At 35.5% G+C, this 10,294-nt stretch carries 8 protein-coding genes; 6 read left to right on the forward strand and 2 right to left on the reverse strand.

The genetic code is table 11. The annotated features are described in order from the left end of the window. Together AC4MRQ_RS22795 and AC4MRQ_RS22800 are read left to right on the forward strand one after the other, a co-directional pair. Nucleotides 1-359, forward strand: a 359-nt coding sequence (locus AC4MRQ_RS22795; RefSeq protein WP_491200036.1) for a hypothetical protein, incomplete at its 5' end; no start/stop codon positions are given. 139 nt (nt 360-498) lie between these two features. Continuing rightward, nucleotides 499-2,064 (forward strand): sensor histidine kinase, encoded by a 1,566-nt coding sequence (locus AC4MRQ_RS22800; protein ID WP_491200037.1) that lies wholly within the window; start codon nt 499-501, stop codon nt 2,062-2,064. A 46-nt stretch (nt 2,065-2,110) separates the two neighbouring features. Here AC4MRQ_RS22800 and AC4MRQ_RS22805 read toward each other — a convergent pair whose 3' ends face one another. After that, complete coding sequence (locus AC4MRQ_RS22805; protein WP_491200038.1) at nt 2,111-3,706, reverse strand: M56 family metallopeptidase; 1,596 nt, start codon at nt 3,704-3,706, stop codon at nt 2,111-2,113. 5 nt (nt 3,707-3,711) lie between these two features. Beyond that, a complete protein-coding gene (locus tag AC4MRQ_RS22810) occupies nt 3,712-4,077 on the reverse strand; it encodes a BlaI/MecI/CopY family transcriptional regulator (RefSeq protein WP_491200039.1) in 366 nt (121 codons plus the stop codon). A gap of 225 nt (nt 4,078-4,302) precedes the next feature. Here AC4MRQ_RS22810 and AC4MRQ_RS22815 point away from each other — a divergent pair, with 225 nt between their 5' ends. From AC4MRQ_RS22815 to AC4MRQ_RS22830, 4 genes are all read left to right on the forward strand, one after another. Next, nucleotides 4,303-5,475 (forward strand): hypothetical protein, encoded by a 1,173-nt coding sequence (locus tag AC4MRQ_RS22815; protein WP_491200040.1) that lies wholly within the window; start codon nt 4,303-4,305, stop codon nt 5,473-5,475. An 11-nt stretch (nt 5,476-5,486) separates the two neighbouring features. Continuing rightward, nucleotides 5,487-6,263, forward strand: a complete 777-nt coding sequence (locus AC4MRQ_RS22820; RefSeq protein ID WP_491200041.1) for a polysaccharide biosynthesis/export family protein — start codon at nt 5,487-5,489, stop codon at nt 6,261-6,263. 1 nt (nt 6,264) lies between these two features. Continuing rightward, the gene (locus AC4MRQ_RS22825; RefSeq protein WP_491200042.1) at nt 6,265-8,631 is read left to right on the forward strand and encodes a polysaccharide biosynthesis tyrosine autokinase; all 2,367 of its coding nucleotides are present in this window, start codon (nt 6,265-6,267) and stop codon (nt 8,629-8,631) included. 132 nt (nt 8,632-8,763) lie between these two features. Further along, nucleotides 8,764-10,294 (forward strand): WD40/YVTN/BNR-like repeat-containing protein (locus AC4MRQ_RS22830; RefSeq protein ID WP_491200043.1); only part of this gene is annotated, 1,531 nt, incomplete at its 3' end.

Genomic DNA, 10,294 nt, shown 5'->3' on the forward strand with positions numbered 1-10,294 from the left:
AGGTAATGCATGAAATCAGCAATCATCAGGACGTTTTTTACACCTTGGTACGGGGAGTTTTTGAATCAAACCTGGTTGTCAGCTCTGCTTATGAAGGGCTGGTTGAAAAATACTTTGCCAGTGAAGACTGTTTACTTAAGCAAAGTGAACTTTCTGCAATTACTTTAAAATTGCCTGCAGCAAACGTACAGGTAACTGGTTTCTATTACCATATCCTTAAAGCTATTGCCTGGGAAGGCGTTAACATTAAGGAGGTTATCTCAACAACTAACGAATTTACAATTATAGTAAATGATGAAGATGTTGATCGAGGGTTTACTATTCTTAAAAATCTTAAAACAGCATACAAACAAAAGTAATCAGAATTTTCTCCCTGTTTTTATAACCTTTCTCGATTAGTATTGTTAAATACATAGGACAATTCTAATACATGTAGGTATTTTCTTTCGTGGTGTTTCACTTCTGACACATTACATGATGAAAATTGAATAGATACTGATGGGGAAAAAAGAATTGACATATCAAGATTTAATTGATGAATGCCAAAGGCTACGCCGTGAAATCAAAGAATGTCAATCTAATCAACTTAACAGAGACCTAACAACAGCCAATTTAAATTCACTTATTAACAATCAGGATGCATCAATTTGGTCAATAGATTCTGATTATTGCTACTCCATCTTTAATGATTTTTTTAAGAAAGAATATTTTAAGTCATTTGGTATTGAGCTCAAAGCAGGCTTAAATGCATTGTACATTCTTAAAGCAACACCCGAACTATATAATTTCTGGAAAGAAAAATACGATGAAGCTATGAGTGGACATCGTATTAACTTCGAATTCACAAACGAACACGAAGGAGAAAAACGCTTTTACAAAGTTTATTTAAATCCCGTTATTGTAAACAATCAAGTTACTGGCGTTACAGCATTAAGCCATGAAATTACGGAACAAAAAAAGTCTGCTGAGGCATTAAGAGAGAAGAATGCAAATATGCTTGCCATAATGGAAAATACTTTAGAGAGCATATGGGCAATTAACAATAAGTATGAAATACTTTTTACAAATTCTGTATTTAGAAATGAATTCTACAATAGTTTTGGTGTAATGCTGAATAAAGGCGTCAATATACTGAATTCATTACCTCCTCCTCTAAAACCAATTTGGAAAGCTCGTTATGATAGAGCGTTAAATAATGAACGTTTTTCCTTTGTCGATGAAATAGATGTTGGTACTAAAATAATTTATGTGGAAGTATCAATGAACCCTATGTGCCTTCAAGATGAAGTTATTGGTGCATCATTTTTCGCAAATGATATTACTGAACGAATGGAAGCTCAAAAAGCCCTTAAAGAAAACGAAGCCCGCTTAAAGGAGCTCAATGTCACTAAGGATAAGTTCTTCTCGATCATTGCCCACGATCTCAAAAGTCCGTTTAATAGTATTGTTGGATTAAGTGATATACTCGTCAGTGAAGTTAATGACATTGAAAAAACGGAGAAAATTGCCAACATCATCCAAAAATCATCTCATCAGGCGATGGATTTATTGACTAATTTACTGGAATGGGCGCGATCGCAATCTGGAAAAATGGACTTCATACCTGAGTTCTTTGAAGTAAATTCAATTATTCATCAAGAGATAGAAAGCTTGCAATCACTGGCTAAACAAAAACATATAGGAATAATAAATTCAGTTCCAAATCACACATTGGTTTATGCTGATAGAAATATGCTAGGGTCTATTATCCGCAACCTACTATCTAATGCTATAAAGTACAGTTACTCAAATAATAAAATTGAGATCTCACATCAAACAGATGCTAAAAATCAAACATTTACTTTTAAAGATTACGGTACAGGAATTGAACCTTCTTTACTAAATCACTTATTTGCCATAGATAACAACCATACAACTCCTGGCACAAACCATGAACAAGGGACTGGTCTAGGTCTCGTTTTATGCAAGGAATTTATCGAAAAACATGGAGGCCAGATTTGTGTAAAGAGTGAATTAAAAAAAGGCAGTGAGTTTACTTTTACACTGCCTCTTAATTCATTATAATTTAATAATTACCTACTTATTGATGCGACGCAAGTCGTATTGAGGATCACTTAAAATCAACTCCCACTGTGAAAAAACATGCAACGGGTTTACCTCGTTGTTTTCCAGGTTTCCACTCATTCAGTTCAGAAACAATATCAATAGCATATTTTGCTTCGGTTTCTCCGCCTCTGCTAATTGCCTCAATCTCCTGTAAATTACCTTTGGAATTAATAATAAATTTAACCTTCACTTTACCTGATAAATCCTCTTTCGATTTTGCCTTATCAACCAGTTGTCCCAATTTCCAAAAATATGAATCCATACCATATTTATATTTCGGCATTTCCTCAACAATGTAAAAGATTTCCTTATTATCCGTCGTTTTAGTTTTAGGAGCTACTGTACTTTTCTCTGTAACATGCTTTGTATTTAATGTCGGTTTTAGTTCGTAAACTGTTTTTCTTAACACAACCTCGATACTATTCTTGTTTTTCACCTTCACAACCTGAGTCTCAAAGCCAACAAATGAAAATACAATTTCATCTCCTATTGCAACCTCAAGCTCAAACTCCCCCTTAATGTCTGCGACACACCCACGGGTAGTCCTATTAATAACAATACTGGTCCCTGGCAATGGGGAGCCAACTACTTTCATCTCATACATACCTGTATCCAGATTACGAATCATTTGTGTATCAATCTGACTAAAAACGTAACCTTTTACAATAAAAGTTTCATTTTTATCCTGAATGAATGTGTCGTTTATTTCATCAGAGACAGATTGATAGTTATAAACCGGCTCACTAAAAGCCCAAAGCAAACCACCAAGTATTGGCAGTACCAATAACAACTTAAGTAGTCGCCATTTGGATTTTTTGTCGTTTTTCATCATTTTTAATCGTCGTTTATTTTGGGAGAATCGGAAGTGATTGGCTAGCACTGATACTTCCGCTCCCATTGTTTCACAAATAATTGTTTCAATATATTTTTCGTAGTTGAAACCACTTTCAAGTACTCCACGATCAGCCAAAAACTCCAGATTCTGCTTAATCAATCGTGCGTACTGCCATGCAAATGGATTAAACCAATGAAATACAATAAATAACTCACTTAAAATGACATCAATCCAATGTTGTTGAACAAGATGAATACGCTCATGATTCAGAATTTCATCATTCCCAGATGTCAGGTATTGTTTGTTTTTAACAAATATCCGGTTACCAAAAGTAAAGGGTATTTCTACATTGGAATTAACCCAAACCACAACTCCATTATATACTACCTTTTGTGATCCTCTGACCAAAATAAGCATCTTAGATAGCATTATTAAAAAGCGAATCACAAACAAAAAAGTTATGAACAAATACGCTGTCCCAATAGCTTCATTCCAATTAAACGATTTTGTCTCTTCAACGTCTGATGCAAGAACAGGCCCATAAGCAGGTGTTATTGCATTAACAACACTACCACTCTCAAAAGTCTCGACCACAACAGTATAATTTATTTCGGCTAAGGGAAGAAACAAAGCTGCTATTAATCCTAAAAGCAGAAAAAAACGTATCGCTTTAAAATGGGCATCATTTCTTAACAGCAATTGATAGATTATCAGAAACAAAATTAAAATCAGAATTGACCTTAAAAGATAAGTTATTAATTCCATGGTGTTTATTTTGACTTTTTGTTTTCTGCCTCTTTCAATAACTCCTCCAAATCTTCAATCGACATATCATTATCCTTGGCAAAAAATGCAGCCAAACGAGCAAAACTTCCCTCAAAGTAATTCTTCAATAAGTGCTTCATCTGAAATGAAGAGTACTCTTCCTTACTAATTAATGGAAAATACACATAAACATTCCCTATCTTCTTGTAGTCAACCACTTCTTTATTTTTCAAAACTTTCAGAACTGTAGCGACTGTATTATATGCTGGTTGTTTATTCGTAAACCCATTCAAAATATCCTTAATAACACCTTCTCCTAATGTCCAAAGGATTTGCATCACTTCTTCTTCTGCTTTTGTGAGTTGTTTCATCTCGTATGTTTAAAACTTAAAACCTCTAATTCTTTCATCAAATGATTTGATTGTAAGCTAAATTGATATACTACAAGTATAGTACTATATTTGTAGTATATCAACTATTTCTATAGTATTTTTATTAAAAAATTTCAAATATTCGACCTTTTTAGTCTATTTTCTTCAATTGAAACTTATTTGGAACATTTCCGTACATAGTCTCCGTTGGGAAACAGCTATATTATGATTTTACGAATAATTGCGTTGTGTGGCTATATAGGCATCATATGCCAAATAGCTAATACACAGTCGGAAAGCAAGAAAAAGGATGTTTTAATTTTTGATGACACTATCTTTGTTACTAAAGATACTCTCAGGCATAAACACCTTGAAATCAAACCAATAATCAAAACAGATTCGCTATCCAGTGCCAGTAAAGATTCAATTGACCTAACACAGCAAACACAAAATCAGGATTCAATTACAACAGTAATTAAAGGGTACAGTCCTTTTACCAACTACACTGATACATTCAACGTTAGAGCAACTTCTGCAAAAATAAAGCTCAATAAGACAGGCGCCAGCAACACACACGATACTTTAGTGGTCAAACCAAAAATATTTAAGGAGTACAATGGCGATGACAAGTTCTTTTATGAGTTTGATTTTGAATTTACCAAAACCTCACTTGCTCAAGCCTGGAATAAATACGCCAACCAGGAAACAGCCGACACAAACAAACAATTATCGGCTTTGAACAAAGAAGTTAATGTACCAGATAATAACCAACCCAACGGAGAATTATCTAATCAACAATTAGTCCAAGTCAAGGTTGCCAACCAAAAAACTGAACTTCAATCGGAAATACAGAATGCATCCGATTCTGTCGAGTTTTATATTCAGTTAGCTGCCAGCCGCAGTCCTTTAACAGATGTTGAACTAACTAATTTGACAATCGACCATAATCAATTACGAATAATAAAAGAAAACAATTGGCATAAATACCAGATACCAGCAGGTACAGATTATTTAAATGCACGATCAGCAATAAACAATTTCCCAAACAAAAATTCTTTTTTAGTAGCCTATAGGGGTATAGAAAGACTTAGTCTATGGGAAACTGTAAAGCACATCGAACTCCATAAGCCAATGGAACCTGAACTTACGTTTGTCATCCAATTGGCTGCCAGCAGAAAACCACTTAGTTACGAAGAAAAAGAAAAACTAAACACCGGCTTTGATCAAATACGCATTAAGGAAGAAGAAGGCTGGTTTAAATATCAGATAGTTATTGGCCCATCTTACAGTCTGGCAATTGAAAAATGGAAACTAATCGGAAAAACAATATCATTTCCGGTTGCCTACCTGAATGGAGAAAAAATAGAAATGACAGAAGCACTAAAGAAAATAAGATAAATCGTAATTCTATGAAAAGAAAACTACAAGCTACCAAGTTACCAACAATAATTATTGCTTGCTTTGCTCTAGTATCAAGCTCATGCATAAGTCTTAAAAAGTCAGAACTTATACAACCTTTATCAATTCCTGATTATAGCCAGGAGTTTGTTAATTCGGAAAGAGATGCATATAAAATTAATTACGGCGACAACCTGTATTTAAAAGTCTACAGTGCAGATGTAAAAACCTCAAAATACTTCCGTTCAGATTTCCCTGAACTGATGAATGACTCGTACATCTACCTCAATTCATATAAAGTTGATGAGGAAGGATATGTTCAATATTCTTTTGTCGACAAAGTTATGGTTAAAGGCCTGACAATTGAAGAAGCTCAGGATGCCATACAGGAAGCTGTTGAAGAGTATTTTGATGATGTAACTGTTCAAATAAAACTGGTCAACTTTCGCATCTCTATTATCGGTGAAGTTAATAGCCCGGGAAGTTTCACTATCGACAGAGAACAAATCACCATCTTACAAGCTATTAGTATGGCTGGTGGGTTAAAGGAATTTGCAGAAGCTGATGCCGTAACGCTTGTTCGAAAAAGTCCTAATGGAAGCATAGTTAAAACACTTGACTTAACAGATAGTAAAATTCTAGAATCCGAATACCTGTTTTTATTACCTGATGATGTAGTTTATGTAAAACCAAGACAATCGAAATCATATGCTTTCGAGAAATTTCCTTATGCTTTAATGGCTGGTATTATTTCTATTGCGCTTTCAATATATGCCATAACTGAATAACATGGAGCCGAATAAAGCTACTCAGGCAAATTTTGATCATTATATCAGACTTATAATAAGAGGCTTAAAACATTGGCCTCTTATTGTTATATCACTGTTGATTTCATTTGCTGTTGCATTCTATATTAATGCAACAACACTGCCTGAGTACCTGGTATCGACAAAAATTTTAATACTCGATGATGAAAGCGCCGATCCAAACAGTATACTTGGGTTAAGTGAATTCAATCAATCAAAAAAACAAATTGCCAACCAGAAAGGTATTCTTAAATCTTACGAATTCATTAAAAACACGATCGATAACCTTGGATTTGAATTAAGAATTTTCCAGGAGGATACCTATGGTAATAACATACTGAATTACCCTTCATCAGCATTTAAAATCGAATATATAAAGGAGCATCCTCAACCAATCAATACTGTTTTTACACTTGATTTTATTAATGACAGTACCATTCATTTGAAGGCCAATAAAGAAAATGCAGCCTTATACAGTTATTCAAAAGAAGAGTTTATTAACAAATGGACAACGATAGAACTTGATACAATCATTTCTATCTCATCCTATTTTATAACTGATTATTGTGCCTTTGCAATTAAACCATTAAACAAAACAACTGCTAATACAAACATATATTTTGAATTTAAATCGAAGCACGACTGTGTCCAGCAATTTCAGAATTTTGCTATTGAAGAAACACCTAATTCATCGATACTGAATATCTCGTTCAAAACCAGCAATATTGCCTTGGGAACCACTTTTCTGAATCAATTAACCTCAGCTTTTCTCAGTAAAGAAGTTGAAGGTAAAAACAAAGCAAAAGAGCTGACAATTGACTTTATCAACAACCAGTTATCACAGGTTCATGATTCATTAAGTTATACTGAATCATCCATACAAAATGTAATCGACAATAACGGTGGTATAGAATTAGATGTTCAAAAAACATCGATTTACAATCAACTAAATAGTTTTCAGACACAACTATCAGAACTAAACCTTCAGATAAGATACTATGACTATTTGGAAAAATATTTACATGAGAATTCCTCAATTGAGGATATGCTTCCGCCAACTTCAATGAGAATAGAAAATCCACATCTTTCTTCATTGATGAATCAATTATTTGCATCCTACCTGGAAATTGAAAACATTGAAAGCAGAACAAAAAAGGACATTCCACAATTGGCTCACAATAAAACTGAAGTTAAGAACCTAAAAAAGACTATTCTTGAAATTCTTAAGAGTTCAAAGACCACCATCCAGAATGAAATCGACGACATTGAGAGAAAAGTTAGGTACAGTCAAGAAAGTCTTATTGAATTACCTCATCATGAACAGAAAATTGTTTCAATACAAAGGCGTCATGCTATCAACGAAACACTATATACTCTGTTACTAACCAAGCGCTCTGAGATGCAAATTGCCAAAGCCTCAACCATGCCATCGCATGAAATCCTGGATCTTGCAAAAAAAGACCAGGCTAAATTGGTAAGTACTCCTCCTTCAAGAGTCTATCAAAAAACAGTTTTAATCGGTTTATTAATGGCAATGGGCATCATTTGGCTATTACTGGTTTTCAACGATAAAGTTCAGAGCAATGAGGATATTAAGGATATCACAAACAACCCTATTATCGGTCATATCATTCATAATCAACGACAAGAACCCTTCGTTGTGCAATCACGACCTAATTCACTGGTTGCTGAATCGTTCCGTTCTCTCAGAACAAACATCAATCACCTGACGGGCGAAAAGAAAGAAAAACAGGTATTCTTAATTACCTCCGGCAATATGAGTGAAGGAAAAACATTTACATCGATTAATTTGGCTGCATCCTTTGCCCAAATGGATAAAAAGGTAGTACTGCTTAATTTCGATCTCCGACAGCCTAAAATCGAACAATACCTAAACAATCAAAATACAACTGTCGGTTTAACTGAATTTTTAAGCGGAATTAACGATAACATTTCTGAGCTTATTACTAAGAGTCCACAAACGAACCTCTGCTACATTAGCTCGGGTGCAAAGCCGCTAAATGCCTCTGAATTATTAACTCGCGAGGCAAAAATAAAAAACCTTATCAACCAGCTACTTGAACAATTTGACTATGTAATAATGGATACACCGCCAATAGGACGGGTTGCTGATGCGATTTCATTATTACCGTATGCTGATCAACACCTTTTTGTTGTTCGCCATAATAGTTCACGACGTCACTTGACAAAAAGCCTATTTACAGACCTGAATTCAAAGGACATCCACTCATTTAAGATTGTGGTTAACGACATAAAAGTCAAGAGTAACCGTCTGGGATATGGACAAGGGTATGGTTACGGTTATGGCTATGGATACGGATATGGGTAAATAATAACCTGTTTTGCTTATTCAATAATTTCATTCTGTCATACATTCTTCATTGAAAATAATGGTACAGATTGCATTATTGTGCTATCTTCGATTTTATCATTTAAATATTCACTCCCAAATTATAGAATAATGATAAATCGTTCCTTAGGAAAACTCACCTCTATCCTATTGGTGGGTGCATTATTATTAGGTAATGCAACAACTTTTGCCCAAAAGAAAAAAGACAAAGATTCAGAAAAAGACAAGAAACCGATAAACAGTGAACTGGTTTCCGGTTTAAAACTACGCGGTATTGGTCCAGCTTTTACTTCAGGACGAATTGCTGATTTTGCTGTCAATCCAAACAACCATTCCGAATTTTACGTAGCGGTTGCCAGTGGTAACATCTGGAAAACAACTAACAAAGGTATCACCTTCGAACCTGTGTTTGACAAATATGGCGCTTATTCAATGGGCTGCCTGGCAATGGATCCAAATAACAGTAACGTTGTATGGGCGGGTACCGGTGAAAACAACCACCAGCGTGCCTTAGGCTATGGAGATGGTGTTTATAAAACTGTTGACGGTGGTAAATCATGGAAAAACATGGGCTTGAAAGAATCACGCCAGATTGGTATGATTCTGATTGATCCACGTAATTCGGATGTGGTTTATGTTGCTGCTGAAGGTTCAGCGTGGGGACCAGGTGGTGATCGTGGTTTATACAAAACAACCGACGGTGGCGAGAACTGGATTAAAGTACTTAACGTTAGTGAAAACACAGGTATCAATAATATCATTTGTGATCCTCGTAACCCAGATATTCTTTATGCCACTTCTGAGCAGCGTCGACGCCATGTTCACACCAAAATTGGTGGTGGACCGGAATCGGCCGTTTATAAGTCAACAGATGCGGGTAAGAACTGGCGAAAAATTATGAAAGGATTGCCTTCAGAACATATTGGTGGTATGGGAATAGCTATCTCACCGCAAAATCCCGATGTTTTATATCTGATCGTTGAAGCGGCCAATAAATCGGGCGGTTTCTTCCGCACAACCGATCGTGGCGAATCATGGAATAAAATGAGCGATCATCACTCAAGTGGACAGTACTATAATGAAATTTTCTGTGATCCGGTTGAATTTGATAAAGTCTATTCAGTAGAAACCTTCTCTCATGTCACCAAAGATGGAGGAAAAACCTGGACTAAATTAAGTACTAAAGATCGTCATGTTGATGACCATGCACTTTGGATTGATCCAACCGACAATAAACACTACATGATTGGTGGCGATGGCGGCGTATATATTACTTATGATGACGGTAAAGCCTGGCGCCAGATAAGCAACTTGCCTGTGACCCAATACTACCGTGTCACAGTTGATAACGAAGCACCGTTCTACAATATATATGGTGGAACTCAGGACAACGCAACTCAAGGGGGCCCTGTTCGTAATACATCTGAATTTGGAGTAACATCCGGCGAATGGTACGTGACTGTATTTGGTGATGGATTCTGGTCTCGCGTTGACCCAACAAATCCAAATATTGTATATAGCGAATGGCAATATGGTAACGTGGTTCGTTACGACAAAAAGAGTGGTGAGAAAATTATGGTGAAGCCACAGCCTCGCAAAGATGAATTAACATATCGTTGGAATTGGAATGCCCCATTAATAT

This window comes from Carboxylicivirga sp., assembly GCF_982718395.1.